The organism is Nonomuraea sp. NPDC003804 (assembly GCF_040610675.1).
Lineage (GTDB): Bacteria > Actinomycetota > Actinomycetes > Streptosporangiales > Streptosporangiaceae > Nonomuraea.
Genome location: NZ_JBEXMT010000003.1, coordinates 174,914 through 201,071, shown reverse-complemented (window position 1 = coordinate 201,071; position 26,158 = coordinate 174,914). Strand labels below are relative to the sequence as shown.

Genomic DNA, 26,158 nt, shown 5'->3' with positions numbered 1-26,158 from the left:
CGCGGGTCAGGCGGTGTCGCGAGACCGTCTCCCGGGCACCAACTGTGACGTCACGAACGGTTAACGGTTCCCTGGGAGGTTCCTTGGCGTCGTAAAGTTTGCGTCGTCAGGCCGAAGCCAACGTGGGGAAGACGAATGCCGCAGATCGCGCCGTTGATGGCGGGCGACCCCAGCCACCTGGGCTCGTTCACGCTGTCCGGGCGGATCGGGGAAGGCGGTCAGGGGATCGTCTACCTGGGGGCCGACAACCATGGCGAGCGCGCGGCGATCAAGCTGCTGCACGTGAAGTTCAGCGGCGACACGATCGCCAGGTCGCGCTTTGCCAGGGAGCTCAAGGCCGCCCAGCGCGTGGCCTCCTTCTGCACGGCGCGGGTGATCGAGGCCGACCTCGAGGGCAACACGCCCTACATCGCCAGCGAGTACATCGACGGGCGCTCCCTCAGGGACATCGTGGAGGACGACGGGCCGCTGACCGGTCAGGCGCTGGAACGGCTGGCGATCGGCACCGCGACCGCGCTGACCGCCATCCACCAGGCGTCGATCATCCACCGCGACTTCAAGCCCGACAACGTGCTCATCGCGGCCGACGGGCCGAGGGTGGTCGACTTCGGCATCGCGCGCATCATCGACTCGACCGGAACGATCACCAGCCGGGCGATCGGCACCCCCGCGTACATGGCGCCCGAGCAGATCGCCGGCGACGACATCGGACCCTACACCGACGTGTTCGCCTGGGGCGCCACCATCGCCTACGCGGCGACCGGCGTGACCGTCTTCGAGGGCAACTCCATCGCGGTCGTGCTCAACCGCATCCTCAACCACGTCGTCGACGTCTCCGTGCTGCCCGAGCCGTTGCGCGGGGTGGCCGCCGCGGCGCTGACCAAGGACCCGCGGGAACGGCCCTCCGCCGACGAGATCCTGCTGCGTCTGCTCGGGCATCCCCCGCGTACGGCGGGCGCGTCCACGGCGGTGCTCAGCCAGGGCGTCAAGATCGCCAGCGACGACACGACGCCGATGGCGCGGCTCTCCCCGGCCACGCACGCCGCCCCCGCCGCCGGCACCACCGCCTCCGGAGGCGCCGCGGCTTCCCACGGCTCTGCCGCTTCCCACAGTTCCGTGGGTTCCCGGGGTTCCGCACCTCACGGCCCCGTGACCGCCCATGGCTCCATGACGTCCCAAGGCTCCGGAACCCCCCACGGTCCCGTGACCGCCCACGGCGCTTCGGCGTCCGGCCCTTCGACGGTGTCCGCGAGCCTGCCCGTCACCGCCTTCCCCGCGCTTCCCGGCGGCCGGCCGCCGACCCAGCCGCCCGGGCACGGGCCGACCCCGCCGACCGACCAGCCCGCCCCGTACGGCGGGCCCGCCCCGGTGCCGCCGGCGAAGCGGCGCAGGTCCCTGACACCGTGGGTGGCGCTGCTGGCGGCCGTGCTGCTGGTCGCCGCGCTCGCCTTCGCCGCCCTCCAGTACGGCTGGCCGCTGGCGCTGGTCAGCGACCGGTCACCGCAGCCCACACCGGGGGGCGACTCGGTCGTCGACCGGGCGGCGGCCACGGGAAAGCTCACCATCGGGGTCAGGGCCGACGTGCCCGGCGTCGGCTACCGCGACCGCGACGGCGGGTTCTCCGGCTTCGACGTCGACGTCGCCAAGCACATCGCCAAGGAGCTGCGCGTCGCGGAGAGCGGCATCACCTTCGTCGCCGTTCCCGCGCCGAGGCGGGCCGAGGCCCTGGCCGACGGCGACGTCGACATCGTCGTGGCCACCTACTCGATCGACGACAGCGACGTGGAGTTCGCCGGGCCGTACATCATGGCCCACCAGGCGCTGCTGGTGCGCGACGGGGACAGGGAGATCGCCAAGCCGGCCGACCTCAAGGGCAAGAAGCTGTGCGACCAGCGCAGCACGGCCGTGCGCAAGGTGCAGAAGATGGTCGACATGGTGACCGTCAGCGCGGGCAACTACGCCGACTGCATCAGGATGCTGGCCGCGGGCCAGGTCGACGCGGTGGCCGGTGACGACCTCATCCTCGCCGGGTTCGCCAACCGGGAGAACGCCCGCTACCGGATCCTCGGCGCCACGCTGAGCGACGAGCGCTACGCCGTGGGCATCAAGAAGGGTGACGCGCGCACCTGTGAGGCGATCAAGGGCGCCATCTCCGACATGATCGCGCGGAACACCATCGGGCAGCTTGTGGCCACCCATTTCCCCCATGTGGAGTTCAAGGCCGATCTGAAGGTACCCGTGATGGAGTCCTGCGGATGACGAGCGAGTAACATCCAGAAGTCACGATTAGATTCTTCTGAGTTAGGGGAAGGCCATGGCCGCGCCCGTCAAGGTAACCGTCACCGGAGCCGCCGGACAGATCGGTTATGCCCTGCTGTTCCGCATCGCCTCGGGTCAGCTGCTGGGCGCCGACGTCCCGGTCAAGCTGAGCCTGCTGGAGATCCCCCAGGCGGTGAAGGCGGCCGAGGGCACCGCCATGGAGCTCGACGACTGCGCCTTCCCGCTGCTGTCCGGTATCGAGATCACCGACGACCCCAACGTCGCCTTCAACGGCGCCAACGTCGCCCTGCTGGTCGGCGCCATGCCGCGCAAGGCCGGCATGGAGCGCGGCGACCTGCTCGGCGCCAACGGCGGCATCTTCGGCCCGCAGGGCAAGGCGATCAACGACCACGCCGCCGACGACATCAGGGTCCTGGTGGTCGGCAACCCGGCCAACACCAACGCGCTCATCGCCCAGCAGAACGCGCCCGACGTGCCCGCCGAGCGCTTCACCGCGATGACCCGCCTCGACCACAACCGCGCGCTGTCGCAGCTGGCCGCCAAGCTGCAGGTGCCGGTCACCGACATCCAGAAGATGACCATCTGGGGCAACCACTCCGCGACGCAGTACCCCGACCTGTTCCACGCCGAGGTCGGCGGGAAGATCGCTGCCGAGCAGGTCGACTCCGAGTGGCTGCGCGAGACCTTCATCCCGACCGTCGCCAAGCGCGGCGCGGCGATCATCGACGCCCGTGGCGCCTCGTCCGCCGCCTCCGCGGCCAACGCCGCCATCGACCACGTCTACGACTGGGTCAACGGCACCGAGTGGACCTCCGCCGCGATCCCGTCGGACGGCTCGTACGGGGTGCCGGAGGGGCTCATCTCGTCGTTCCCCGTCCGCTCGGTGGGCGGCCGCTGGGAGATCATCCAGGGGCTGGACATCGACGCGTTCTCCCGCGAGCGCATCGACGCCTCCGTCGCCGAGCTCGTCGAGGAGCGCGACGCGGTGCGCGAGCTGGGTCTCATCTGACCCACCACGACACGCCACGATCACGGCCACCGGGACACCCCGGTGGCCGTTCGTCTTTGCGTGGCAGCGGCTGTCGTGGTGCGGTGTCCCGGGTCCTGCGCGCGGGCGAGGTGCGCGTGTCGGTCGGGGGGTTCTCGCAGGTCACCAGGGCAGAATGGGGGGCCGGTGAAGGGGGCGGAGTGCGCGTTGCGGTGAAGATGGTCGCCGGTGCGGTGGCTGCGGCAGTGGTGAGCGGTTCGATACCCGCGCGGGCGGCGGCGCCGGAGCCGGCGAACCTGTCGGTACGCGTGTCGGCCAGCCCTTCGACCGCCCAGCCTGGCCGGCCGATCACCTACCGGGTAGACGTCCGCAACGCCGGCCCCGGCGAGGCCGTCCGGCCGGTCCTGACCGTGGTCGTCCCCGACGCGGTCGACATCAGCAGCGTGGACGTGGTCAGCTGCCGGCCCGGCCGTACGCTCGGCGAAGTGGTCTGCCCTTCACCGGAGAACGTCGCCGCGGGCGGCACGGGCGGGGTCACGATCACCGGCACCGTACGGCGCGACGCCGTCGGGCCGCTCCGGCTGGTGGCGCGCATGGCGGCCCAAGGCACCGACGCCGACGCTGACAACGGCACGACGCTCGTCACCGGCGTCGATCAGGGCGCGGACCTGGGGGTGCGGCTGAAGGCGAGACAGGAGCGCGATGGCGCCTTCACCGTCATCGCCGACGTGCACAACAGGGGGCCGCGCGCGGTGCGGGACGCGCGTTTCACGGTACGGGCCGAGGGCGCGCGCCCGGCCGGACCCGCCGCGGACCAGTCGTGCCGGCGTCGCGCGGGTGAGACGGTGTGTGAGCCCGTCATGGTGCCGTCGGGCGGCACGATGCGCTTCGAGCTGCCGTATCTGGCCTCGCGCGGGCCGGTGCGCGTCAGGGGAGAGGTCCGCTCGTCACGCCTCGGTGACCGCCGCCCTGACGACAACGAGGCCACCCTGCGCGTCGCCGTACGCTGACCTGGCGGGCGGGGACGAGCGCGGCCGACCAGTTGTCGGTCGGCCCTTTCCGGCTTCTCAGGGCATGCAGCTGTGCGGCTGCTGTGTCGCCGAGGTGGGCTCCGTCGTGGCGAACACCACCCCGGCGGCGGTCACGGTGCTGCCGAGCACGATCGCGAGCGCGAACAGCACCTTGTGTGAAAAGGTCCTCACATTTCGCTATCTCAGCATATTTTTCTTTACCGAGTGATGGCATTCCAGGCATCCGCCACGATGTCGCGGATCGCGGCGCGCTCGGCCTTCCAGCCCAGTTCGTGTCGGATCTTGTCGGATGAGGCGACGAGGACGGCGGGGTCGCCGGCCCGGCGCGGCCCGACGACGGCGGGGATCGGGTGGCCGGTCACCTCGCGGCAGACCTCGATCACCTCCTGGACCGAGAAGCCCGCGCCGTTGCCCAGGTTGTAGATCGTGTGGCGGCCCGGCGTGGTCGCGTCGAGGGCGAGCAGGTGGGCGCGGGCCAGGTCGGCGACGTGGATGTAGTCGCGCACGCAGGTGCCGTCGGGCGTGGGGTAGTCGGTGCCGAACACGCTGACCGACTCGCGCTCGCCGGTGGCGACCTTGAGGACATTGGGGATGAGGTGGGTCTCGACGGTGTGGCGCTCGCGGTAGACGCGCCCGTCGGGAGCGGTGTAGGCGCCCGCCACGTTGAAGTAGCGCAGGCTGACCGCGCCGAGGCCGTGCAGGCCCGCGAAGGCGGTGAGCGTCGTGTCGACGGCCAGCTTGGAGGCGCCGTAGGGGTTGGTCGGGCGGGTCGGGTCGGTCTCGGTGATGGGGGAGCGCTCGGGCTCGCCGTACGTGGCGGCGGTGGAGGAGAAGACGATCCTGCGCACGCCGGCGACGCGCATGGCCTCCAGCAGCGCGAGGGTGCCGCCGAGGTTGGCGGCCCAGTACTCTCCCGGCTTCTCCACCGACTCGCCGACCAGCGACCTCGCCGCGAAGTGGAGCACGCCGTCGACCCCGTCGAGCGCGTCGCCGGGCTCGGTGACCGGCCGGTGGACGAACCTCGCGCCCTCGGGGACGGCGTCGGCGTGGCCGGTCGACAGGTCGTCGAGCACCGTCACCTCGTGGCCCGCCTCGACGAGCTGGGCGGCGACGACGCTGCCGATGTATCCGGCACCGCCCGTGACGAGCACCTTCATGTGCACCTCTGTTGATTCGTGTTGAATTTTGTACGGCCCCAGCATACTCGGCCCCCTAGACCTCGCCGGGTACGCTGGCAAACCACTACGTCGAAAGCACCTGCGTTGAACAGCGTTGCGGCCAATATCGCCATCGTCCTGCTCTTCATCCTGATCGGCGGCTTCTTCGCGGCAGCGGAGATGGCCATGGTCTCGCTGCGGGAGAGCCAGATCCGCAAGCTCGAGCAGCGGGGACGCAGAGGCGCGAGAGTCGCGAAGCTGGCCCAGGACCCGAACCGGTTCCTGTCGGCCGTCCAGATCGGTGTCACGGTCGCCACCATGCTCTCGGCCGCCTTCGGCGCCGACCGCCTGGCCGTCGAGCTCGAACCCGCCCTGGAGGCCTGGGGCCTGCTGCCGGGCGTCGCCGAGCCTGCCGCGCTGGTCCTGGTCACGCTCGCGATCTCCTACGTCTCCCTCGTGCTGGGTGAGCTCGCCCCCAAGCGCCTGGCCAGGCAGCGCGCCGAGGGGCTGTCGCTCGTCGTCGCCCCCTTCCTCGACCGGCTGGCCAGTCTGTCCCGGCCGGTCATCTGGGCGCTGTCCAAGTCCACCGACGGCGTGGTCAGGCTGCTCGGCGGCAACCCCGAGGCCGACCGTGAGGAGATGACCACCGAAGAACTGCGCGACATGGTGGTCGGCCACACCGATCTGACCGCCGACGAGCGGCACCTGATCGGCGAGGTGTTCTCGGCGGGCAAGCGGCAGTTGCGCGAGGTGATGCTGCCGCGCACCGAGGTGGAGTTCATGGAGGCCGACACGCCGCTGGCCGAGGCCGCGGTGCTGGCCGCCGCGATGCCGCACTCCCGCTTTCCCGTCTACCGCTCCTCCTACGACGAGATCCTGGGGTTCGTGCACGTCAGGGACCTGCTCGACCCGGTGCTGACCGGCCGTATCGAGCCGATCAGCCAACTGGTGCCGATCCGGCCCATCAAGCACGTGCCCGCCTCCAAGCGGGTGCTCACCACTCTGTCGGAGATGCGCGACGAAGGACATCACCTCGCCATCGTGGTCGACGAGTACGGCGGGACGGCCGGCATCGTCACCATGGAGGACCTGGTCGAGGAGCTCATCGGCGACATCAGGGACGAGTACGACCTCGAGGAGGAGACCGTCCTGCTGCCCGCGGGCGAGATCGAGGTCGACGGGCTGACCAACCTCAACGACTTCGCCGCCCAGACCGGCATCAGGCTCCCGGACGGCCCCTACGAGACGCTCGGCGGCTTCATGCTGGCCCGCCTCGGCCACCTGGCCACGACGGGCGAACAGGTCGAGATCCCGGGCTTCGAGTTCACGGTCACCGAGCTGGACGGCCGGCGGATCGCTCGCATCAGGGTGAAACGCCGCGCGCTGGTCGAGTCGCCGCCCGAGCCGGATTCCTGACACAATTGCGGGCTATGGCCAGACCTCGCGTACTCTCCGGCATCCAGCCCACCGCGGACTCCTTCCACCTGGGCAACTACCTCGGTGCGGTTCGCCAGTGGGTCACGCTGCAGGAGACGCACGACGCGTTCTACTGCGTGGTCGACCTGCACGCGATCACCGTGCCCACCGACCCGGCCGACCTGCGCCGCCGCTCCCGTGTGGCCGCCGCGCAGCTGTTCGCCGCCGGCCTCGACCCCGAGCGTTCCACCGTCTTCGTCCAGTCCCACGTGCGCGAGCACAGCGAGCTCGCCTGGGTGCTGATCTGCCTCACCGGTATGGGCGAGGCGGCGCGCATGACGCAGTTCAAGGACAAGGCGGCCAAGTTCGGCGAGAGCGCCGCCAGCGTCGGGCTGTTCACCTACCCGATCCTGCAGGCCGCCGACATCCTGCTCTACCAGGCCAACAGCGTGCCGGTGGGCGCCGACCAGAAGCAGCACCTGGAGCTGACCCGCGACCTCGCGCAGCGCTTCAACCACCGCTTCGGCGACACCTTCACCCTGCCCGAGCCGCACATCCTCAAGGAGGTCGAGAAGATCACCGACCTCCAGGACCCGTCCGCCAAGATGTCGAAGTCCTCCTCGTCTCCCGCGGGCATCCTCGACGTGCTGGAGCAGCCAGGGCCGCTGCGCAAGAAGGTCATGCGCGCGGTCACCGACACCGGCTCCGAGGTGCTCTTCGACGAGGAGAACAAGCCGGGCATCTCCAACCTGCTGCGCATCCAGTCCGCGCTGTCGGGCACGCCGATCCCCGAGCTGGTGAAGCGCTACGAGGGCCAGGGCTACGGCACGTTCAAGAAGGACGTCGCCGAGGTCGTGGTCGAGACGTTCGCGCCGATCCGCGAGCGTACGGAGAAGCTGCTGGCCGACGAGGCCGAGCTCGATCGGCTGCTGGCCATCGGGGCCGAGCGCGCGGGCGCGGTGGCGCGGGAGACCATGGCGCGGGTGCGCGACCGCGTGGGGTTCCTGCCGCGCGCGTTCTAGTACGGCTCAGCGGGCGCGGCGGCCCAGCGCGAGGGTGAGCTCGCGCAGGGCGTCGGCCGCCTGCCGGAGCGTCGTCTCGGGGACGCCGGCCATCGCCTCGGAGTGGGCCCGGCCGGCGCCTTCGAGTGCCAGGTTCGCCACGCGCAACCCCTCGGGGGTGAGGCGCACCCACCGGCTGCGGGCGTCGCCGGGGTTGTCCTCCCGCTCGACGTATCCCGCGGTGGTCAGGCGTTGCAGCACGTTGCTGGTGCCGCCGGAGGTCAGGAACAGCGCGCGGGTCAGCTCGCTCGGCTTCAGCCGGTGCGGAGGGCCGGTGCGGGCCAGCGCGGCGAGCACGTCGAACTCGGCGTAGGTGAGCCCGAGTTCGACCAGCTCCGCCTTCACCGCCTGCTCGAACAGCGCGTGGAGGCGGGACATCCGCTTGCTCAGCTCCAGGCTGGCGATGAGCGGCGGCTCGAGGCCTGCCTCCCGCCAGCGGGGCACCAGTCCGTCGACCTCGTCCTGCTTCACGCATCGAGGATACCCGCGCTCATATTGCTTTTCTAAAAGCTTCTTTCTAAGCTTTTCGCATGAATGATTCTTGGATCATCACCAACGGCCTCGTGATCGACACCGAGCCGCAGCCCACCGTGCTCGGCGACGTCGACGTGCTCGTCACGGAGGGCCGGATCGCCGCCGTCGGCCCGGACCTGCGCGCGGAGGGGGCGGAGGAGATCGACGCGACCGGCATGATCGTGCTGCCGGGCTTCGTCGACAGCCACCGGCACACGTGGCAGGCGGCCATCAGGGCCGTCGCCCCCGACACGACGCTGGACGGCTACGTGTCCCACGTGCTGGGCGAGCTCGCCCCGCGCTTCGGCCCCGACGACGTCAGGGAGGGCATCGCGGCCGGCGCGCGCGAGTGCCTGAACGGCGGCATCACCACCCTGCTCGACTGGTCGCACGTGCAGTTCACGCCCGAGCACACCGACGCCGCCGTCGACGCGCTCACCGCCTCCGGCATCCGGGCCGTCTTCGGCTTCTGCCACGGCGGCGCCGACCCGGGCCTGATGGCGCCCGAGGGAAGGCGGGTCCGCGAGAGGCTGGCCGGCGGCCTGGTGACCATGGCGCTCGCCGCGTTCGGCCCCGAGTTCGGCGACCTGGACCGGGCGGTGCGCGAATGGCGGCTGGCCCGCGAGCTCGACGTGCCGGTCAGCGTCCACATGGGCGGCCAGGGGCCCGAGAGCGCCGAGCGTGGCCTGGCCTTCCTCGACGCGCACGGGTTCCTGGGCCCGCGCACCACCTACATCCACGCCAACCACTACACCGACGAGCAGCTCAAGCGGATCGCCGGGAGCGGCGGCAGCGTGTCGGTCTCGCCGTTCAGCGAGATGGCGCTGGCCATGGGGTACCCCGTCACCGGCAGGGCGCGTGCTCTCGGCGTCCCCGCCTCCCTCAGCGCGGACGCGGTGACGAGCGGCCCCGGCGACATGTTCGCGATGATGCGGGCGGCCCACGCCATGGAGCGCGGCCGGCCGGACGGGGCGGGGCTGGGCTTCACCACCCGCGACGCGCTGCGCATGGCGACGATCGAGGGGGCCGAGGTGGTGGGGCTGGCCGACGTCACCGGGTCCCTGAAGGTGGGCAAGCAGGCCGACCTGCAGCTCCTGCGGACCGGCACGCCGTCCATGTCGGGACTGCGCGACCCGATCGGCGCGGTGGTGCTCAACGCGGACACCGCCGCCGTCGACACGGTGCTGGTGGCCGGACGGGCGGTGAAGCGGGCGGGACGGCCGGTCACGGGATGAGGCCCGCCGCCGCGCCGGGATCCGCCCGGGTGCTGGCAGGATCCGTGCCGGATCGGGTAGAAGCGCCTCATGAGCACCTGGGCCGACCGGATCCTCGCGGTCAAGGAGTGGGGGCGCCGGACGACCGAACGGACACGGGTGCGCTGGCATCCCGTCGACCATCTCCTCAGGACCGTGCAGCGCTACCAGCTGCAGAACGGTGACCGGCTGGCCGGCGCCATCACCTACTTCGTGTTCCTGTCGCTCTTCCCGATCACCGCGCTGGCGTTCGCGGTGTTCGGCTTCGTCCTCGAGGAGCGGACCCAGATCCGCGAAGCGCTGCAGAAGGCCATCGAGGAGCAGCTGCCGGGCCTGGCCGGCCTCATCGACCTCCAGGGCATCGCCCAGGCACGCGTGAGCGCCGGGGTGATCGGCCTGCTCGGTCTGCTGTACGCGGGGCTCGGGTCCATCAACGCCCTGCGCGGGGCCCTGCACGAGATCTCGATGACGGCCAGCCCGCCGCTGAACTTCGTGGTCGGCAAGGCCCGCGACCTGGTCACCCTGATCATGATCGGTATCGCGCTCATCGTCTCCACCCTGCTCGGCGGCTTCGCCACGCAGGCGACGACGACCGTGGCGACCTTCCTCGGCGTGGAGACCTCGGCGCTCGCCGGGGCCGCGCTGACCGGGGTCGGGCTCGCGGCCAGCGTGGGCGCCGACTGGGTGCTGTTCCTCATCGTCCTGGGCTGGGTGGGCCGGCCGGGCCAGCCGTTCAAGGTGCTGGCCCAGGGGGCGCTGCTGGGGGCGATCGGGTTCGGCGTGCTGAAGCAGGTGGCGACGCTGCTGCTGGCGGGCACGCTGAGCAATCCCGTGTACGGGACGTTCGCCGTGACGGTCGGGTTGCTCCTGTGGATCAACTTCTCGGCGCGGCTGACGATGTACGTGGCCGCGTGGACCGTCACGGCGGGCCTGTACCCGCCGCCCGACCCCACGCCGCTGCCGTCCGGCGGCTACTCGACGGACTCCTGAACGCCCGGACCCGTACCGGCGCCGCCGCCCTGCCGCCACATGGACGGCCGCGCCACACTCGGGCCGGCTAGCGCGCCGTCCGGCGCCTGCGGATGCCGTAGAGCAGCCAGCCCGCGCCACCGAGCACGCCCGCGCCGATGATCAGGGCGCTGACGGGGCCGCTCGCGCCGGGTCGCGCGGCCGGCGACGGCGCGACGGCCGGAGCGGACGGCTTGGCGCGCACCGTCACCTGGTCCACCGCGGGCTGGGCGGGCAGCGGATCCACCAGCACGCCCACCGGAACGACCTTGCCGCGGGCGGCGAAGCCCCAGTCGAGCAGCTTCTCGACCTCGTCCCAGAAGTAGCCCTCGTGACGCATGATCGTCACGATGATCGTGTGGCCGTTGCGGGTGGCCGCGCCGACGAAGCTGCCCAGCGCCTTGGAGGTCCAGCCGTTCTTGATGCCGACCATGCCCTTGTAGCGCCACAGCAGCTTGTTGTGGTTGCCGATCTCGTAGTAGCCCTTGGGCGCGGGGAAGCGCGAGGACTTGAGGCTCACGTACCTGCGGAACTCGGCGTTGGCCAGGCCCGCGCGGGCGATCAGCGCCAGGTCGTAGGCCGAGCTGCTCTGCCCCGGCTTGTCCAGGCCGCTGGGCGTCTTGGCGACCGTGTCGTTGGCCTGAAGGCGCTTGGCCTCGGCGTTCATGTCGGCGAGGGTCGTGGCGAGACCCCCGTTCGCCTCGGCGAGCGCCATCGCCGCGTCGTTGCCCGAGCTGAGCATGAGCGCCTTGAACAGGTCGTCCACCTTGTAGATGGGCTTGGTGGACAGGCCGACCGCGCTGCCCTCCTGGTTGACGGCGTTCCTGCTGGGCTTGACCTTGAGGTTCCGGTCGAGCTTGGGAATGAGCGCCACGGCGGTGAGGGTCTTGAGCGTGCTGGCCGGCAGCAAGCGGCCATGGGGGTTCTTGGCGGCCAGCACCTGTCCCGTCTCGGCGTCGGCGATCACGAAGGAGGTGGCCTTCGTCTTCGGCGGCGCCTTCACTCCTGCGGGCACGACCAGGCCCTTGCCCGCCAGCTGGTCGCCGCCGAGCGGACCTTCGGCGGCGGGCGGGTCGGCCAGGGCAGGACCTGCCAGAGCGACCGCGGCGAGAAGTGCCGCGACCGGCACCAGTTTCGTCCCCATAGCGTCCTCAGCGTAGCTTCGTCACATAGCGCATGAGGCGTCACTACCCGCGAAGCAGCAGAGAGATGGGCATGTCACGAAAGATCGCCGGATTCCTGATCATCATTGGCGCGTTCATGGTCTTCGAGTGGATCAACCTTGGATTCAACCTCGCCGACGGGCACCCGACCAGCTTCTACGTGGTCCACGGCATACTCATCGCCGTCAACGTGGTGCTGGGCGTCGTGCTGGCCCTGATCGGCTGGCGCGGCTACATGCGCGCCCCGAGGCAGAAGGGTTGATCACATTGACCGGTGGCCCGGTCAGCCCTCGCAGAGCGCCAGGTGGGTGATCCTGTGCAGTTCCTCGGCCTCCTCCCGCGAGTCCCCGATGCTCGTGAAGCCCAGCTTGCCGTGCTCGGGGATGGCGCCCAGCAGGTGCAGCACGTTCCCCGTACGGCGCCGCCGGTCGAAGCCGAGCCCGAGCCGCTCGATCATCCGTACCACCTGACCGGGCGTGTGGCCGCGCAGGCAGCCCGCCGAGCAGTTGTCGGTCGCGGTGTAGTACTTCGGCCGGCCCTCGCTCATCAGCAGCCCGGTGGCCGGGTCGTAGCCGGCGTCCGTGGTCAGCAGCGCGGCGCCGAACGGGTGGGTGGTGCCGCCGATGCGCAGGTTCACCTCGCACAGCAGCGCCGCGTAGCCGGCGTCGGTCTTCATCGCGAAGAAGTCCATGCCGAACAGGCCGACCACGCCGCGCTCCGCCAGCAGCTTGGCGATCTTCGCGGCCGAGGCGCTGACCTCCTGCCGGTACTCCGACCGCGCGGGGAAGGTGCAGCCCTGGTAGACGGGGCCGTCGAGCACCTGGTCGTGGGTGGCGACGACGTCGTAGTGGCCGCCGGGGGTGATCCTGGCCAGCGCGCTGGGGTAGTAGAGCGGCCGGTGCTCGATGAACTCCTCGACCACCCCGCCCCGTTCGGCCAGCTTGGCCGCGAACCCGGCCCAGGTCTCGTCCGCGCCGGCGGAGAACTCCGTGGCGTTCCAGTCGTCCTTGGGCACGATCGCGTTGCCGAGACCCGAGTAGCCGTCGTTCAGCTTCACCATGACGCGCTCGCCCGGCAGTGACAGCACGGCCTGCTCGATCTGCGGCATCGTGTACAGGTCGCCGAAGCCGCGCGCCATCGGCACACCCGCCGCGGTGCCGATCTCGCGGGCCCCGCTCTTGGAGCCGTAGTAGGCCAGCGACATGGCCGGTCCGTAGATGGGGACGTTGAGTGACGCGGCGAGCTGCTCCTCCAGGTCGCTCATGACGAACGGCACCAGCCACGCGTCGTCCCCGATGACGCTCCGTACCCGGTCGATCACCTCGGGTCGGTCGAGCACCGTCCTGGTCAGCGGCTGGCTGGCCGGGTCGTTCACCGTGATCAGATGCAGCCGCCTGGCCGCGTCGTCCGGATCGGGAAGGAAGCCGAAGTAGTAGTCGACGATCTCCTGATGGATCGGCATCGAGGAGAGGTAGACCACCGAGATCCCCGGCTCGCGCAGGGTCAGCAGGAGGAAGAGCAGACGCTCCTCGTAACACCTTGCTGCCTTGATGCGGCGGAGCTCATCCTGCGGCAGGGAGAGCGAGGGTACGACCACCAGGGTCCCCTCGCTCGGCTCGAAGATGCTCAACCGTGCATGCTTCTCCCCGAACGGGATTTTAGTGATCATATTGCGAGTGAAACACGCATTCTTCTCATTTACATGCATCGTCGCAGTATGATCACCAGGACAGAAGGTGACAGGATTTGGGACATGGTCAACGTTTGGCCGTGGGCACAACGGGTGACAAACTAATGATCCGATGTGACTATTTCCGGACCAGATAAAGGCTCACGCAACGTGACGACCTGCGGTTACGGACATGCCCCGGCCCAACTTTTGGTGTAGTTGTCCGCGGGAGGGGCGGCAGGGGGGATAAAGTCGATGGCATCGCCATCAGGCTGACCGCCTAACCCCGCTCATCGTTCGGGTGTGTGGCATTCGCTTCACCGGGCAGCTGCCCCGACCGGACGGCTGAATCGTGTGATCGCACGAGAATACGGCGCAATGAGCCGTGCGACGGCGCTGTCGCACGTGACGGGACGGTGACTGATGCAGGGACGTGAGCTGCGGGGGGAACTCGACGCGTTCCTGGTGGAGAACGAGCCGGATCTGGTGGCCTTCCGCCGCGACCTGCACATGCACCCAGAGCTCGCCTTCGCCGAATACCGCACGACCCAGAAGATCGCCGACCGGCTCGACGCCGCGGGCCTCAACCCGTCCGTGCTCCCCCGAGGCACCGGCCTGATCTGCGAGGTCGGCAGCGGCGACGGGCCCACCATCGCGCTCCGCGCCGACATCGACGCGCTCGCCCTGCCCGACGAGAAGGACGTGCCGTACCGGTCGACCGTCCAGGGCATCTGCCACGCCTGCGGCCACGACGTGCACACCACGATCCTGCTCGGCACCGGGCTGTTCCTCGCCCGCCAGGCCGCCGACGGCCTGCTGCCAGGCCGGGTCCGCCTGCTGTTCCAGCCCGCCGAGGAGCTGCCCGGCGGCGCGCTCGAGGTCATGGCGCACGGCGGCATCAGCGGCGTCGAGCGCATCTTCGGCCTCCACTGCGACCCCCGCGTCGACGTCGGCCAGGTCGGCCTCAAGGCCGGTCCCATCACCTCCGCCTGCGACAAGCTCGCCATCCGGGTCAGCGGACCCGGCGGCCACACCGCCAGGCCCCACCTGACCGCCGACCTCGTCTTCGCTCTCGCCAAGATCCTCACCGAGCTGCCCGCCGCGCTCTCCCGCCGGGTCGACCCCCGCTCGTCGCTGTCGCTGGTGTGGGGCCGCGTCGAGTCGGGCTCGGCCGCCAACGCCATCCCCGACGACGGCATCGCCGAGGGCACCGTCCGCTGCCTGGACGAGTCCGCGTGGCACGCCGCCCCCGACCTCATCAAGGCACTGCTGGAGTCGGTCGCCGGCGCGTACGGCGTCGAGGCCACCATGGACTACTCCCGCGGCGTCCCGCCCGTCGTCAACGACGAGGAGAGCGTCCAGATGCTCGCCGAGGCCGCCGAGCGCGTGCTCGGGCACGGCTCGGTCGTCCCCACCCAGCAGTCGCTGGGCGGCGAGGACTTCGCCTGGTACCTCGAGTCGATCCCCGGGGCGTTCGCCCGGCTCGGCACGCGCTCGCCCGGTGGGCTCGACTACGACATCCACCAGGGCACCTTCGACGTCGACGAGAGCGCCATCGGCAGCGGCGTGCGCTTCATGGCGGCCACCGCGCTGACCGCCCTCTGGGACGGTCACCGTCCCGGACAGGTGAGCGAGCAGACGGTGGCCGAGTACATCTGACCTCGCCCGGACGGCGGCGCGGACCGGAGGGCCGGTGGACATGGGCTCCGCGATGCGCGGCGGCGTCCGGCACGGCGGGCGGCGGCGGACCGCCCGCCGTACGGGAGGGCCTCAGGACAGGCGGCCGAAGACCACCGGCAGTTCGAGCGACGACAGCCCGGGGGAGATCTCCACCTTCGTCCCCGCCGGGTACCGCAGCGTGAAGTCGTAGTCCGTCGAGGTCAGCACGAGCCCGATCTTGTGCCCCTTCTTGAACAGGTAGTCCTGCGGCTGGAAGTCCCAGCGGAAGGTGTAGGCCTTGCCCGCTCTGACGGGGTCGGTCCGGTCGGCGCGGTGCCGGTTGCGCACGTCGAGCCACCCGCGAGAGACGATCTTGTAGGGGGCCGAGACGGTCCCGTGCCGGTAGATGAACGTGCACCCGCTCTCGCCGGGCACCGCCTCGCCGTAGCAGTACTGCTCTCCGGTGTTCACCAGGCGCCCGTTGGCCCTGGTGTCGGTGCCGTAGTCCACCAGCAACGCGGTCAGGTACGGCGAGGCGCCGTCCTTGAGCGAGGCCCGCACCGTGACCGTCGGCGTGCCGGAGATCCGGACGTCGGTCGGCAGCGGGCCGGTCAGGTAGGCGAGCCTGTTGGGGTCGGCCGCGGGAGCGGTCTCGACGAGCTGTTCGGCCTTGCGGGTGTTCTGGTCGACGTAGGACTCGCGCGCCGACAGCGGCTTGGGCAGCGGGCCCAGCGTGGCGGAGGAGCCCAGCCACAGGCGGACGGGAAGCGTGCCGGGCAGCGGCCACCTGGCGTGCTGACCCCACTGGCCGGGCGCGATCTCGACGTCGGCCTGCGGCTCGGACATGATGCCCGTGTCGATCCCGTACAGCCAGTGGTCGAACCACAGGTGGAGCTGCCGCAGCCACTCGACGGTCCTGACGTTGAACGGGTCGGCGTGGGCGCCCTGGTGCAGCCAGATCTTGCGGGGCACGTCCCGCTTGGCCAGCGCCTGCCACCACTGCGCGGCCTGCTTGGTCTTGACGTTCCAGTCGTTGAGCCCGTGGACGAGGAAGACGCTGGCCTTGACCTTGTCCACGTTGACGAGGAAGTCGCGGGCGGCCCAGAAGTCGCTGTAGTCGCCGGTGATCCGGTCCTGGGCGGCGGTGAACTCGTCCATCACCGGGGCGCAGATCTCCTTGCCCGCCCTGGTGAGGACGGCCTTCGCCATGACGTCGGCGTCCTCGCCCTGGTAGCCGCCCGGCGCGAGGACACCGCCGTTGGCGCGGTAGTAGTCGTACCAGGAGGAGATGGCGGCGATCGGCACGATCGTCTTGAGCCCCTCGACGCCGGTGGCGGCCACCTGGTTGGGCAGCGTGCCGTTGTAGGAGACGCCGATCATGCCGACGTTGCCGGTGGACCAGGAGGCGGTCACGGGGTTGCCGGCCGCGTCGAAGCCCTTGGCCCTGCCGTTCAGCCAGTCGATGACGGCCTTGGGTCCGGCGCTCTCCTGCGCGTCGCCCGTGGTGGGGCAGCCGGTGGACCTGCCGCTGCCGAGGCTTTCGACGCGGGCCACGGCGTAACCGCGGGGGACGAAGTAGTTGTCGTAGTAGCCAGGGAAGGTCTCGACCGCGGCCTTGGTGTCGGCGGAGCGCAGGCCGGGCAGCGGGTTGCCGTTCTCGTCGACGTCCACCTTGTGGTTGGGCACGGTGCCGTCGATGCCCGCGTAGTACGGGCTGGACTCCATGATGATCGGGACCTTGAGCCCGGTCTCGGTCTCCTTGGGCCGCAGGAAGTCGGCCGCCACCCTGTCGTTGCGGCCGTCGCGGTCGCTGTCGACGCCTTCCACCTCGACGAAGACGGTCTGCTTGACGGCGTCAGCCCTGGAGTAGATGGGCTGCGTCGGTCCTGTGTCGGATAAAGCGGGATTCACGCCCGCCGCCGCGATCAGCACGGCGGCCAGCGGGACCGCGATCGTCCTCCGGGTGCGCATGGGGGGTGCTCCAGGTGGTATGGGAGATTTCTAGCCATCCAACGGAATCTCCCGCTTGACAGCAAGATCTTGACTTCCGGCAAGGTTGGGTGAACGGCGTGTAATGGAGCCGTGGCCGGCCCATTAGCTGCAGGTCAGGCGCACAGCGCCGGCATCCAGGTCACAGACGCGCCTGATGTCGATAACGGAGCGGTTGCGGACCTGTGTGCTGGTTTGGACTGTCATGGCCGAACAACTATCTTCCGTGCAGGGTTGCCGTGCGTTTCTTCGCGCGTGCGATGAAAGTTGGACGGCGGGGAAATGGAAGGAGTCGCCTTGCTCAGCAAGCGATTCGGCAGGATTGCGGTCGGCACCGTCGCTGGTGCCATGCTCATGGCGGCCGCGGCGTGTGGTGGCGGCGGGAGCACGGGCGCGACCAGCTCCGCGGCTCCGAGCGGGGCGGCCAGCGAGCCCGCGAAGGCCAGCGGTCTCAAGGTGGGTCTCGCCTTCGACGTCGGCGGCCGTGGTGACAAGTCGTTCAACGACGCCGCCTACGCGGGCCTCGAGCGGGCCGCGAAGGAGCTCGGCGCCGACATCAAGGAGCTCAGCCCGGCCGCTGACGGCTCCAACCGTGGCGAGCTGCTGCGCCAGCTGGCCGAGGCCGGCTACAACCCGATCATCGGTGTCGGCTTCGCCTACGGCGAGGACATCAAGAAGGCGGCGCAGGAGTACACCGACGTCCAGTTCGCGGTCGTCGACTCGGCCTCCAACGCCCCGAACGTGACCGGTCTGCTGTTCGCCGAGGAGCAGGGCTCCTACCTGGCGGGCGTCGCCGCCGCGCTGAAGAGCAAGACCAACCACGTCGGCTTCGTCGGCGGCGTCGAGAACGACCTGATCAAGAAGTTCGAGGCGGGCTTCAGCGCCGGTGTCAAGGCCACCAAGCCCGACACCAAGGTCGACGTGAAGTACCTGACGCCCGACGGTGACTTCAGCGGCTTCAAGGCCCCCGACAAGGGCAAGATCGCCGCCGAGAAGATGTACCAGGACGGCGCGGACATCGTCTACCACGCCTCCGGCGACTCCGGCACCGGCGTCTTCCAGGCCGCCGGCGAGGCCAAGAAGCTGGCCATCGGCGTCGACTCCGACCAGCGGCAGACCGTGGACGCCGCGCTCCAGCCCGTCATCATGACCTCGATGATCAAGCGCGTCGACGTCGGCGTGTTCGAGTTCATCAAGGCGTTCCAGGGCGGCGCGAAGGGCGGCAAGAACGACGTCTACGACCTGAAGGTCGACGGCGTGGGCCTGTCCACCACCGGTGGCGAGATCGACGATATCCAGGAGCAGATCGACGCCGCCAAGAAGAAGATCGTGGACGGCGAAATCACCGTTCCGAGCAAGCCGTAATCTGGGTAGACACCCAAGAGGCCATGGAAGGCCCGGGCGCGTCCCGGGCCTTCGCTCTATCCCGGCTCTCCAGGAGACCGTATGAGCTCGGACACCCTCGCCCCGGCGAAACCCGCCGTTGAGCTGGAGGGCATCACCAAGCGTTTTCCCGGCGTCGTCGCCAACCATGACATCCGCATCACCATCGAGGCGGGCAGCGTCCACGCCATCTGCGGAGAGAACGGCGCGGGCAAGTCCACTCTGATGAAGATCCTGTACGGCATGCAGAAGCCGGACGAGGGCCAGATCAGGGTGAACGGCCAGGATGTCAGCTTCCGGACGCCGAGCGACGCGATCGCGGCCGGCATCGGCATGGTCCACCAGCACTTCATGCTGGCCGACAACCTGACCGTGCTGGAGAACATCGTCCTCGGCGCGGAGCCGAAGAGCGCCGGCTTCCTCGACGCGTCCGGCGCGCGCCACCGTATCCAGGAGCTGGCCGCGGCCCACGGCCTGCGGGTCGACCCCGACCGCCTGGTCGAGGACCTCGGCGTCGGCGACCGCCAGCGGGTGGAGATCCTGAAGGTCCTCTACCGGGGCGCCCGCGTCCTCATCCTCGACGAGCCCACCGCGGTCCTCGTGCCGCAGGAGGTCGAGGAGCTGTTCGACAACCTGCGCGAGCTCAAGGCCGACGGCCTCACCGTCATCTTCATCTCGCACAAGCTCGACGAGGTGCTCAGCATCGCCGACGAGATCACCGTGATCCGTCGCGGCACCACCGTCGCGAGCATGCCGCGCAGCCAGGTCACCAGCGCCCGCCAGCTCGCCGAGCTGATGGTCGGCAGCGAGCTGCCCACCCCCGAGACCCGCGAGTCCACCGTCACCGACACCGTCGAGCTGGCGGTCTCCGACCTGACCATGGAGGCCGAAGGCTTCCGTCCGCTGCCCAAGGGCGTGTCCCTCCTGGAGTTCACGCGGGGCAAGCGGCTGCTGCTCGACGACGTGTCCTTCGAGATCCGCAAGGGTGAGATCGTCGGCATCGCCGGCGTCGAGGGCAACGGCCAGTCCGAGCTGATCGAGGCGATCATGGGCATGCGCCAGGCGCACGGCCAGATCAGGCTCGGCGCCGACGACATCAGCGAGTGGACCACGCTCAAGCGCCGCGAGGCGGGCATCGGCTACATCCCCGAGGACCGCCACCGCCAGGGCCTGCTGCTCGAGGCCTCGCTCTGGGAGAACCGGGTGCTCGGCCACCAGACGCGCAAGCCCGTCCGCAAGGGCATCTGGATCGACAGGAAGGCCGCCAAGGCCGACACCGAGCGCATCGTCAAGGACTACGACGTGCGCACCCCCAGCGTCGACACCCTCGCGCTGGCCCTGTCCGGCGGCAACCAGCAGAAGCTGATCGTCGGCAGGGAGATGAGCGGCGAGCCGTCGTTCCTCATCGCGGCCCACCCGACCAGAGGCGTGGACGTCGGCGCCCAGGCCTCCATCTGGGACCACCTGCGCCACGCCAGAGCCGCGGGGCTGGCCGTCCTGCTGATCTCGGCCGACCTCGACGAGCTGATCGGCCTGTCCGACACGCTGTACGTGATCTACCGGGGCCGGCTGGTGGCCAGGCTCGACCCCACCCAGGTGACGCCTGAGCAGCTCGGCGGCTACATGACAGGCGCCATCACCGAGGAAGGGGCATGATGCCCGCAGGGCTCTATCGCGTGCTGCTGACGGTGGGCGGCGCCGTCGCCGCCATCGTCCTGGCCATGCTGATCTCGAGCGTGGCCGTCCTGGTGGCGGGGGCCGACCCGCTGGCCGCGTTCGCCGCGCTGGTCGACTTCGGGCAGACCGAGAACAGCGTGGTCAACGGCATCACCACGGTGATCAACCGAGCGGTCCCGCTGTACATCGCAGGTCTCGCGGTCGCCGTGGGCTTCCGGATGAACCTCTTCAACATCGGTGTGGAGGGGCAGTACCGCCTCGCGGCCGTCTGCGCCGCCTACGTCGGCGCGACCTTCAGCGCGCCCGCGCCGATCCAGATCGCGGTCATCATGGTGGTCGCCGCGGCCGTCGGCGGCCTCTACGCGCTGATCCCGGCCCTGATGAAGGTCGGCAGGGGCGTCAACGAGGTCATCTCGACCATCATGCTCAACTACATCGCGATCAGCCTGGCCGCCTTCCTGGTGCGCGGGCCCTTCCAGGGGCCGCGGGCCGAGGGCCAGCTGACGGTGCAGACGGCCGACATCCCGCAGTCCGGCTGGTTCCCGGACGTCAACTTCCTGTTCACGATGTTCGGGCTGCCCGCGCCTCGTGGCGCGGGCCTGTGGGGCTTCCTCGGTGTGGCGGTCGTGCTCGGCATCGTGCTGTGGGTGGTGCTCGAACGCACGCGCTTCGGCTTCGACGTCAAGGCCAGCGGCCTGAACTCGATCGCCGCCCTCGCGTCGGGCGTCAAGCCGAAGAAGATGGTCATCTCGGCGATGGTGCTCTCCGGAGCCATCGCGGGGCTCATCGGCCTTCCCGAGATCCTCGGCCGCACCCACAACTACGGCACCAGCTTCACCGCCGGTCTCGGCTTCCTCGGCATCGCGGTCGCCCTGCTCGGCCGGAACAGGCCGGTCGGCATCGCGTTCGCCGCCCTGCTGTTCGGCTTCCTCGACCGGGCGCAGGGTCCGCTGCAGTTCGCGGACGTGCCGCCGTCGGTCATCATGATCATGCAGGGCACCATCGTGCTGCTGGTGGTCATCGCCAACGAGATCACCAGCAGGATGGCGCTCCGCCAGGAGGAACGGCGGGCCGCCCGCCAGCTCGCCACGACGAACCGCGTAGAGGTGGCCGCATGAGCGCCGTCGAGGCACGCAAGGTCAGGAAGTACCACCTCACGCTGATCGGCGTGGCGGTGCTCATCCTGCTGCTGTCCCTGGTGAGAGTCATCAGCGGCAAGGTCGACATCACCTCGTCCGGCACCTTCCAGGCGGCGCTGGTGCTGGCCGTACCCATCGGACTGGCCGGTCTGGGCGGTCTGTGGGCGGAGCGGGCCGGTGTGGTCAACATCGGTCTCGAGGGCATGATGGTGCTCGGCACCTGGTTCGCCGGCTGGGCCGGCTACCAGTGGGGCTGGCCCGCGGCCCTGCTCGCGGGCCTGGCGGCGGGAGCGGTCGGCGGCCTGCTGCACGCGATCGCCACGGTCGGCTTCGGCGTCGACCACATCATCAGCGGCGTCGCGATCAACCTGCTGGGCCCGGGCATCACCCGGTTCCTGTCCGAGGTCCTGTACGCCGAGGGCACGGCCGCCGCCGCCGCGGGAGCGGGCATCACCACCTCGCCCGCGCTGTCCTCCGAGCCGCCCGAGGTGAGCCTGCCCCTGCTCTCCTCGGGGCCCGACTGGCTCGGCGCGCTGGAGAACACGCACTGGTTTCTCATCTCGGACATCGCCGGCATCCTGCGCGGGCTCACCCACGACGTGGGCCTCCTGGTCATCGTGGCCGTCGCACTGATCCCGCTGACCTATCTCGTGCTCTGGCACACGGCCTTCGGCCTGCGGCTGCGCTCGGCGGGCGAGAACCCGTGGGCGGCCGAGTCGCTGGGCGTGAACGTCTACCGCACCAAGTACGTCGCGACCGTCATCTCCGGCGCGATGGCCGGGCTCGGCGGCGTGTTCCTGGTCTTCTTCACCTCCAAGTACGTCGAGGGCCAGACGCAGGGCCGCGGCTTCATCGGCCTGGCCGCCATGATCTTCGGCAACTGGCGGCCCGGCGGGCTCGCGGCGGGCGCCTCGCTGTTCGGCTACGCCAACGGCCTGCAGCTGCGCAGCTCGGCGGCGGTGACCGGGTTCTTCCTGTTCGGCGCGATCCTGCTGTTCATCTACGTCGCCTACCGGATCAGGCAGCTGTTCCTGACCGGCCGCGAGACGCCGGCCGCGGCCGTCGCGGGGGCCAAGGACTACACCCTCATGGCGTTCGCCGCGGGCGGCGCGGTCGTGCTCATCTGGCTGTGGATCACCGTGGACCGCCTGCCGAACGAGTTCGTCTTCATCACCCCGCACGTCCTGACGCTGCTGGTCCTCCTGGTCGCCTCCCAGCGCCTGCGGATGCCCAAGGCGGACGGCGTGCGCTACCGCCGCGGGGAGCAGCATTGAGCATCGACTGGGACGCGCTCAGGGACGAGGCCACGCAGGCGATGCAGAACGCCTACGCGCCCTACTCCAAGTTCCCGGTGGGCGCCGCCGCCGTGGTCGACGACGGGCGTGTCATCACCGGCTGCAACGTCGAGAACGCCTCCTACGGGCTCGGCCTGTGCGCCGAGTGCGGCCTCGTCTCGGCGCTGCACGCCACCGGCGGCGGCAGGCTGGTCGCCTTCACCTGCGTCGACGGCCACGGCGAGCTGCTCATGCCGTGCGGGCGCTGCCGCCAGCTGCTCTACGAGTTCGGCGGCGAGGAACTGCTGGTGGAGACGCCCGACGGGCCCCGGCGGATGGGCGACATCCTGCCCTACGCCTTCGGACCCGACGACCTGTCCAGGGGGGCATGAGCATGGACGTCATCGACGTCATCGTCACCAAGCGGGGCCGCGGCGCGCTGACCACCGCGCAGATCGACTGGGTCATCGACGCCTACACCCGCGGCGACGTGGCCGACGAGCAGATGTCGGCTCTCGCGATGGCGATCCTGCTCAACGGCATGGACCGGCGCGAGATCGCCGACTGGACCCAGGCGATGATCCGCACCGGCGAGCGCATGGACTGGTCGGTGCTCGACCGCCCGACCGCGGACAAGCACTCCACCGGCGGCGTCGGCGACAAGATCACTCTGCCGCTCGCGCCGCTCGTGGCGGCGTGCGGCGCCTACGTCCCGCAGCTGTCGGGCCGCGGCCTCGGCCACACCGGCGGCACCCTGGACAAGCTGGAGTCGATCCCCGGCTGGCGGGCCTCGCTGTCCAACGGCGAGATGCTCGCCGTCCTGCGCGAGGCGGGCGCGGTCATCTGCGCGGCCGGCGCGGGGCTCGCCCCGGCCGACAAGAAGCTGTACGCCCTGCGCGACGTGACAGGAACCGTCGAGTCGATCCCGCTGATCGCTTCCTCGATCATGTCGAAGAAGATCGCCGAGGGGACCGGGTCGCTGGTCCTCGACGTCAAGGTGGGCTCCGGCGCGTTCATGAAGGACGTCGACTCGGCGCGCGAGCTCGCCGCCACCATGGTGTCGCTCGGCGCCGACGCGGGCGTGCGCACCGTCGCGCTGCTGACCGCGATGGACCGGCCGCTCGGCCTGGCCGTCGGCAACGCCCTGGAGGTCGCCGAGTCGGTCGAGGTCCTCGCCGGCGGCGGGCCCGCCGACGTGGTGGAGCTGACGGTACGGCTGGCCAGGGAGATGCTGGAGGCCGCGGGCGTGTCCGGCAAGGACCCCGCCGAGGCGTTGAAGGACGGCTCGGCGATGGACGCCTGGCGCCGCATGATCAGCGCTCAGGGCGGCGACCCTGACGGGGTGCTGCCCAGGGCGGCCGAGACGATGACCGTGCCGTGTCCCGCCTCGGGCGTGCTGACCCGGCTGGACGCCTACGGGGTCGGGCTCGCCGCCTGGCGCCTGGGGGCGGGCCGGGCCCGCAAGGAGGACCCGGTCTCGTTCGGCGCGGGCATCACGCTGCACGCCAAGCCGGGCGACCTGGTCAGGGAGGGCCAGCCGCTGCTGACGCTGCACACGGACGAGACGGCCAGGTTCGCGCGGGCGCTGGAGGCGCTGGAGGGCGCCTACGAGGTCGGCCCGGCCTCCAGCCCGGAGCTGCTGCCCCTGGTCATCGACCGCATCACCGCCTGATCCCGCTGCCCCTCCCCGGCACGGCACCTCTGGGGAGGGGTCAGAGCAGCAGGATCCGGTCGCCGACGCGGACCCGGCCGGGGCGGAGCACCTCGGCGTACGCGCCCACGCACGGCCGCGGCCCCATGCCCGGCAGCGGCTCGACCCTGTTGTGGACGGCGGGCACCTGGAGCGCGGAGGTGTCGCGGGGAAGCGGCCCGTGTTCGAGCGTGGGGACCGCGCACCGGGGCGTCGGGACGGTGACCCGCAGGACGACCTCGTCGCCGACGGCCACCTGCCTGCCGAGCCAGCCGTTCTCCACGTAGCCCTCGCCGCCCTCGCCGCCCTCGCCGCCCTCGCGGCCCTCGGTGACCTCGCCTGCCGTACGGATGACCAGGTTGGGCCGGTAGCGGACGGCGTCGGCGGGCGCGCCGGTCGGTCCCGCGGCGCCGACGGCCGCGAGGGTGGAGGTGGCGAGCAGGTGGACGGGCGCGTAGTCGAAGAAGGTGCCGGGCGCCCCGCCGCCGAGCCTGCCCGGTTCGACGGCGACCTCGGCGGTGACGCCCGAGGTCAGCACCTGCTCGGGGACGGCCCGTTCCAGGGTGGCACCTTCGGGCGGTGTGCCGGTGAGCGTGACCTTCCTGCCGACGGCCAGCGACAGCACCTCGTCGACGTCGGGGTCGTCGCTGTGCACGATCGTGCCGTCGGGCAGGGTGATCCTGGTACGGTCACCGTCCGTGACCGCCGACAGCGTGAGCATGCTCCGCCACAGGCGGGGGTTCTTGGGGCTGGCGACCTTTCCCGTCTCACGGTCGAGAAGGGCCAGGCGCCGGTCGCCGTCGAGCCCGAGCGAGGTGAGGACGGCCTCGGCGACGTCCTCGCCGAGCAGGCCTTTGACGGGATGGCGGCGCATCCGTTCGATCGTGCCTAATTCCACAATCCCGTATTGTGCCATTAGTCATGACGGGAGGGGCAAGGCTCCGGAGAAGCCCCGCCCCTTCCCTCAGGGCTCAGCGGAAGCTGTCGGCGTTCTCCGCGGCCCACTGCGCGAACGTCCGTGGGGCGTGGCCCGTGACGTCGAGCACCACGGAGTTGACGCGGTTGGCCTCCTCCGGGACGTTGCCGAAGACCTCGATCATGAAGTCGATCAACTCCTGCGGCATCCCCTGCGCGGCCATCCGCTCCCTGGCCTGCTCCGGCGTCAGCTCGACGAACTCGATCTCCTTGCCGATCGCCGCGCCGATGATGCGGACCTTGTCGCGCGTGGTCAGCCGCTCGGGCCCGGTGAGGGGGTAGACCTTGCCCCCGTGGCCGTCCTCGACCAGGGCGGTGGCCGCCACGGCGGCGATGTCGGCCTCGTGCACCAGCGCCGTGGTGGCCTCGCCGAACGGCTCCCGCACCACGCCCTCGGCCCGTACGTCGTCGGCCCACTTCAGCAGGTTCGACATGAACTCGGTCGGCCGGATGTGCGTCCAGGCCAGGTCGCTGTCCCTGAGGGCGGGCTCCAGCGTGCTCTCGTCCCAGCCGCCGAGCACGGTCACCCGGCGCACGCCGGCCTTCCTGGCCAGGTCGACGATCTCCTTGCCGTTCGGCAGCGGCGCGTAGTCGTCACCGCCGAAGTTGATCAGGTGGACCGCCGTCACGCCCTCGAAGGCGGCCTGCAGCGTGTCGGTGGCGGCCAGGTCACCGCCCACCACCTCGACGCCCTCGGGGAAGGAGGCCTTGCCCGGGTTCCTGGTCAGGGCGCGTACGGCGTGGCCGGCCTCGACGAGGTGGCTGACGATGTGGCGGCCGACGGTGCCGGTGGCTCCGGTCACGAGAATGGTCATCGCGTGCTCCCTGACGCT

The 26,158-nt window shown here is 70.5% G+C and carries 23 protein-coding genes; 15 read left to right on the top strand and 8 right to left on the bottom strand.

Features of this window, described 5'->3' with window-relative positions; translation table 11 throughout:
• Positions 1–135: 135 nt before the first annotated feature.
• The 3 genes from ABZX22_RS05245 to ABZX22_RS05235 all read left to right on the top strand — a co-directional run bounded on the left by ABZX22_RS05245 (position 136) and on the right by ABZX22_RS05235 (position 4,278).
• Positions 136–2,259 carry a transporter substrate-binding domain-containing protein gene (locus ABZX22_RS05245; protein ID WP_354906242.1) on the top strand — a complete coding sequence of 708 codons (2,124 nt, stop codon included), beginning with the start codon at positions 136–138 and terminating at the stop codon, positions 2,257–2,259.
• A gap of 55 nt (positions 2,260–2,314) precedes the next feature.
• Positions 2,315–3,289 (top strand): malate dehydrogenase, encoded by a 975-nt coding sequence (locus tag ABZX22_RS05240; RefSeq protein ID WP_354906240.1) that lies wholly within the window; start codon positions 2,315–2,317, stop codon positions 3,287–3,289.
• A 179-nt stretch (positions 3,290–3,468) separates the two neighbouring features.
• Entirely contained in the window at positions 3,469–4,278 is an 810-nt protein-coding gene (locus tag ABZX22_RS05235) for a hypothetical protein (RefSeq protein WP_354906239.1), read from the top strand.
• 57 nt (positions 4,279–4,335) lie between these two features.
• On the opposite strand, the gene ABZX22_RS05230 is transcribed toward ABZX22_RS05235, so the two are convergent.
• Both ABZX22_RS05230 and galE read right to left on the bottom strand, forming a co-directional pair.
• On the bottom strand, positions 4,336–4,470 hold the full coding sequence (locus ABZX22_RS05230) for a hypothetical protein (RefSeq protein WP_354906237.1): 135 nt from the start codon (positions 4,468–4,470) through the stop codon (positions 4,336–4,338).
• 26 nt (positions 4,471–4,496) lie between these two features.
• The gene (galE, locus tag ABZX22_RS05225) at positions 4,497–5,456 is read right to left on the bottom strand and encodes a UDP-glucose 4-epimerase GalE (RefSeq protein ID WP_354906236.1); all 960 of its coding nucleotides are present in this window, start codon (positions 5,454–5,456) and stop codon (positions 4,497–4,499) included.
• A gap of 105 nt (positions 5,457–5,561) precedes the next feature.
• Between galE and ABZX22_RS05220 the strand changes: the two genes are divergently transcribed.
• Both ABZX22_RS05220 and trpS read left to right on the top strand, forming a co-directional pair.
• Positions 5,562–6,872, top strand: a complete 1,311-nt coding sequence (locus ABZX22_RS05220; RefSeq protein WP_354906234.1) for a hemolysin family protein — start codon at positions 5,562–5,564, stop codon at positions 6,870–6,872.
• Positions 6,873–6,886: 14 nt separating this feature from the next.
• The gene (trpS, locus tag ABZX22_RS05215; protein WP_354906233.1) at positions 6,887–7,894 is read left to right on the top strand and encodes a tryptophan--tRNA ligase; all 1,008 of its coding nucleotides are present in this window, start codon (positions 6,887–6,889) and stop codon (positions 7,892–7,894) included.
• A 6-nt stretch (positions 7,895–7,900) separates the two neighbouring features.
• Here the strand turns inward: trpS and ABZX22_RS05210 are convergent, their stop codons facing one another.
• Positions 7,901–8,404: a MarR family transcriptional regulator gene (locus ABZX22_RS05210; RefSeq protein ID WP_354906231.1), complete on the bottom strand. Its 504-nt coding sequence runs from the start codon at positions 8,402–8,404 to the stop codon at positions 7,901–7,903.
• 59 nt (positions 8,405–8,463) lie between these two features.
• Here ABZX22_RS05210 and ABZX22_RS05205 point away from each other — a divergent pair, with 59 nt between their 5' ends.
• Together ABZX22_RS05205 and ABZX22_RS05200 are read left to right on the top strand one after the other, a co-directional pair.
• The gene (locus ABZX22_RS05205; RefSeq protein WP_354906230.1) at positions 8,464–9,681 is read left to right on the top strand and encodes an amidohydrolase family protein; all 1,218 of its coding nucleotides are present in this window, start codon (positions 8,464–8,466) and stop codon (positions 9,679–9,681) included.
• A gap of 69 nt (positions 9,682–9,750) precedes the next feature.
• On the top strand, positions 9,751–10,689 hold the full coding sequence (locus ABZX22_RS05200; RefSeq protein ID WP_354906228.1) for a YhjD/YihY/BrkB family envelope integrity protein: 939 nt from the start codon (positions 9,751–9,753) through the stop codon (positions 10,687–10,689).
• 67 nt (positions 10,690–10,756) lie between these two features.
• Here ABZX22_RS05200 and ABZX22_RS05195 read toward each other — a convergent pair whose 3' ends face one another.
• The gene (locus ABZX22_RS05195) at positions 10,757–11,851 is read right to left on the bottom strand and encodes a D-alanyl-D-alanine carboxypeptidase (RefSeq protein WP_354906226.1); all 1,095 of its coding nucleotides are present in this window, start codon (positions 11,849–11,851) and stop codon (positions 10,757–10,759) included.
• A 71-nt stretch (positions 11,852–11,922) separates the two neighbouring features.
• On the opposite strand from ABZX22_RS05195, the gene ABZX22_RS05190 reads away from it, so the two are divergent.
• Positions 11,923–12,132, top strand: a complete 210-nt coding sequence (locus tag ABZX22_RS05190; protein ID WP_354906225.1) for a hypothetical protein — start codon at positions 11,923–11,925, stop codon at positions 12,130–12,132.
• A 21-nt stretch (positions 12,133–12,153) separates the two neighbouring features.
• Here ABZX22_RS05190 and ABZX22_RS05185 read toward each other — a convergent pair whose 3' ends face one another.
• A complete protein-coding gene (locus ABZX22_RS05185; RefSeq protein WP_354906224.1) occupies positions 12,154–13,539 on the bottom strand; it encodes a peptide ligase PGM1-related protein in 1,386 nt (461 codons plus the stop codon).
• A gap of 423 nt (positions 13,540–13,962) precedes the next feature.
• Here ABZX22_RS05185 and ABZX22_RS05180 point away from each other — a divergent pair, with 423 nt between their 5' ends.
• Positions 13,963–15,198 (top strand): M20 family metallopeptidase, encoded by a 1,236-nt coding sequence (locus ABZX22_RS05180; RefSeq protein WP_354906222.1) that lies wholly within the window; start codon positions 13,963–13,965, stop codon positions 15,196–15,198.
• Positions 15,199–15,309: 111 nt separating this feature from the next.
• Here ABZX22_RS05180 and ABZX22_RS05175 read toward each other — a convergent pair whose 3' ends face one another.
• A complete protein-coding gene (locus ABZX22_RS05175; RefSeq protein ID WP_354906221.1) occupies positions 15,310–17,169 on the bottom strand; it encodes a Xaa-Pro dipeptidyl-peptidase in 1,860 nt (619 codons plus the stop codon).
• Between the two features lie 315 nt (positions 17,170–17,484).
• Between ABZX22_RS05175 and ABZX22_RS05170 the strand changes: the two genes are divergently transcribed.
• From ABZX22_RS05170 to ABZX22_RS05145, 6 genes are all read left to right on the top strand, one after another.
• Positions 17,485–18,552, top strand: a complete 1,068-nt coding sequence (locus ABZX22_RS05170) for a BMP family ABC transporter substrate-binding protein (RefSeq protein ID WP_354906220.1) — start codon at positions 17,485–17,487, stop codon at positions 18,550–18,552.
• Positions 18,553–18,633: 81 nt separating this feature from the next.
• The gene (locus ABZX22_RS05165; RefSeq protein ID WP_354906219.1) at positions 18,634–20,226 is read left to right on the top strand and encodes an ABC transporter ATP-binding protein; all 1,593 of its coding nucleotides are present in this window, start codon (positions 18,634–18,636) and stop codon (positions 20,224–20,226) included.
• Positions 20,223–21,365, top strand: a complete 1,143-nt coding sequence (locus ABZX22_RS05160; RefSeq protein ID WP_354906218.1) for an ABC transporter permease — start codon at positions 20,223–20,225, stop codon at positions 21,363–21,365. Before ABZX22_RS05165 ends, ABZX22_RS05160 begins: the two co-directional genes overlap by 4 nt.
• Complete coding sequence (locus ABZX22_RS05155) at positions 21,362–22,660, top strand: ABC transporter permease (RefSeq protein WP_354906217.1); 1,299 nt, start codon at positions 21,362–21,364, stop codon at positions 22,658–22,660. The genes ABZX22_RS05160 and ABZX22_RS05155 overlap by 4 nt, the downstream gene beginning before the upstream one ends.
• Positions 22,657–23,052, top strand: coding sequence for a cytidine deaminase (locus ABZX22_RS05150; protein WP_354906216.1), 396 nt, complete (start codon positions 22,657–22,659; stop codon positions 23,050–23,052). The genes ABZX22_RS05155 and ABZX22_RS05150 overlap by 4 nt, the downstream gene beginning before the upstream one ends.
• Positions 23,053–23,054: 2 nt before the next feature.
• Positions 23,055–24,332 (top strand): thymidine phosphorylase, encoded by a 1,278-nt coding sequence (locus ABZX22_RS05145; protein WP_354906496.1) that lies wholly within the window; start codon positions 23,055–23,057, stop codon positions 24,330–24,332.
• A gap of 40 nt (positions 24,333–24,372) precedes the next feature.
• On the opposite strand, the gene ABZX22_RS05140 is transcribed toward ABZX22_RS05145, so the two are convergent.
• Positions 24,373–25,248 (bottom strand): MOSC domain-containing protein, encoded by an 876-nt coding sequence (locus ABZX22_RS05140; protein WP_354906215.1) that lies wholly within the window; start codon positions 25,246–25,248, stop codon positions 24,373–24,375.
• Between the two features lie 73 nt (positions 25,249–25,321).
• Complete coding sequence (locus ABZX22_RS05135) at positions 25,322–26,140, bottom strand: NAD(P)H-binding protein (protein WP_354906214.1); 819 nt, start codon at positions 26,138–26,140, stop codon at positions 25,322–25,324.
• Positions 26,141–26,158: the final 18 nt, after the last annotated feature.

Coding starts and splice junctions, on each gene's coding strand:
- ABZX22_RS05245 (WP_354906242.1), top strand. CDS start 136: ATGCCGCAGATCGCGCCGTTGATGGCGGGCGACCCCAGCCACCTGGGC.
- ABZX22_RS05240 (WP_354906240.1), top strand. CDS start 2,315: ATGGCCGCGCCCGTCAAGGTAACCGTCACCGGAGCCGCCGGACAGATC.
- galE (WP_354906236.1), bottom strand. CDS start 5,456: ATGAAGGTGCTCGTCACGGGCGGTGCCGGATACATCGGCAGCGTCGTC.
- trpS (WP_354906233.1), top strand. CDS start 6,887: ATGGCCAGACCTCGCGTACTCTCCGGCATCCAGCCCACCGCGGACTCC.
- ABZX22_RS05205 (WP_354906230.1), top strand. CDS start 8,464: ATGAATGATTCTTGGATCATCACCAACGGCCTCGTGATCGACACCGAG.
- ABZX22_RS05200 (WP_354906228.1), top strand. CDS start 9,751: ATGAGCACCTGGGCCGACCGGATCCTCGCGGTCAAGGAGTGGGGGCGC.
- ABZX22_RS05195 (WP_354906226.1), bottom strand. CDS start 11,851: ATGGGGACGAAACTGGTGCCGGTCGCGGCACTTCTCGCCGCGGTCGCT.
- ABZX22_RS05190 (WP_354906225.1), top strand. CDS start 11,923: ATGTCACGAAAGATCGCCGGATTCCTGATCATCATTGGCGCGTTCATG.
- ABZX22_RS05185 (WP_354906224.1), bottom strand. CDS start 13,539: ATGATCACTAAAATCCCGTTCGGGGAGAAGCATGCACGGTTGAGCATC.
- ABZX22_RS05180 (WP_354906222.1), top strand. CDS start 13,963: ATGCAGGGACGTGAGCTGCGGGGGGAACTCGACGCGTTCCTGGTGGAG.
- ABZX22_RS05175 (WP_354906221.1), bottom strand. CDS start 17,169: ATGCGCACCCGGAGGACGATCGCGGTCCCGCTGGCCGCCGTGCTGATC.
- ABZX22_RS05165 (WP_354906219.1), top strand. CDS start 18,634: ATGAGCTCGGACACCCTCGCCCCGGCGAAACCCGCCGTTGAGCTGGAG.
- ABZX22_RS05160 (WP_354906218.1), top strand. CDS start 20,223: ATGATGCCCGCAGGGCTCTATCGCGTGCTGCTGACGGTGGGCGGCGCC.
- ABZX22_RS05155 (WP_354906217.1), top strand. CDS start 21,362: ATGAGCGCCGTCGAGGCACGCAAGGTCAGGAAGTACCACCTCACGCTG.
- ABZX22_RS05145 (WP_354906496.1), top strand. CDS start 23,055: ATGGACGTCATCGACGTCATCGTCACCAAGCGGGGCCGCGGCGCGCTG.
- ABZX22_RS05135 (WP_354906214.1), bottom strand. CDS start 26,140: ATGACCATTCTCGTGACCGGAGCCACCGGCACCGTCGGCCGCCACATC.